Annotated in this window: 1 tRNA gene and 1 pseudogene; one reads left to right on the top strand and one right to left on the bottom strand. The window is 69.6% G+C overall.

The window, feature by feature from the left end:
• Positions 1–379, bottom strand: a pseudogene (locus tag CCN37_RS37675) (hypothetical protein); the annotation flags it as partial.
• Positions 380–542: 163 nt separating this feature from the next.
• Between CCN37_RS37675 and CCN37_RS37670 the strand changes: the two are divergent.
• A tRNA-Thr gene (locus CCN37_RS37670) sits at positions 543–616 on the top strand.
• Positions 617–751 lie beyond the last annotated feature (135 nt).

Here is a 751-nt window from a genome sequence, read left to right as displayed (position 1 = left end):
CGAACGGCGAGGACTCCGCGATCGCCCGGTCGTGCGCGTAGACCGCGTGCGAGTTCCCCTGCGCGATCGCCAACCCCACGCCGAACTCGCCCGCCGCCTGCTTCGGCAGCTTCTTCTCCTGCTCGTCCGTCAACCCCGGCGCGTCCGTCTGCACCGACCCCGGCAACACCCGCACCAGCCCGAGACCCGCCCCCGCGTCCCCGATGATCGGCCCCGGTTGCGGCGTCGGGTTCGGGTTCGTGAACGGCGGCTGGCTCGGGTCCACCGGCGTCGGCACCGGTGTCGTCGGCGGGGCCGCGAGCGCCGGCGCCGCGCACAGCGCTGTCAGCAACGCCGCTGTCGGCAGGGCGACGGCCATCGGTAATCGGCGGGCACGCATCGGCGGGTGTCCTCCTCGCAGGGCGGTGTGATGCAGAGCACCACGCCGTGCTCAACGACCGACGTGCCCAAAGGGTGACGCTCCCGCCCGTTTTCGCAGCTCAGGGCCTTGGGGGATACCTGTTCGGAACCTGGCCGTCCGCCCGCTACACTTGTCACGCCTCGCCGCCTTAGCTCAGTCGGCCAGAGCGACGCACTCGTAATGCGTAGGTCAAGGGTTCGATTCCCTTAGGCGGCTCAGCGAGGACCAGGGCGCTTCCCACCGGGAGGCGCCCTGGTTCATGTTCGGAGTTGCAGTTCGCCCGAGTGCTCGTGGTGTGGCGAGTGTCAGAGCTGCCCAAGGCGTCCAGAGGCTACGAAGTTGATCACTGCT

Origin of the sequence: Allokutzneria sp. NRRL B-24872 (assembly GCF_002155965.1) — a bacterium.
In the GTDB taxonomy this organism is placed as follows: domain Bacteria; phylum Actinomycetota; class Actinomycetes; order Mycobacteriales; family Pseudonocardiaceae; genus Allokutzneria.
The sequence above is the reverse complement of the archived record's forward strand: the minus strand, read 5'-3'. Positions and strand labels throughout refer to the sequence as shown.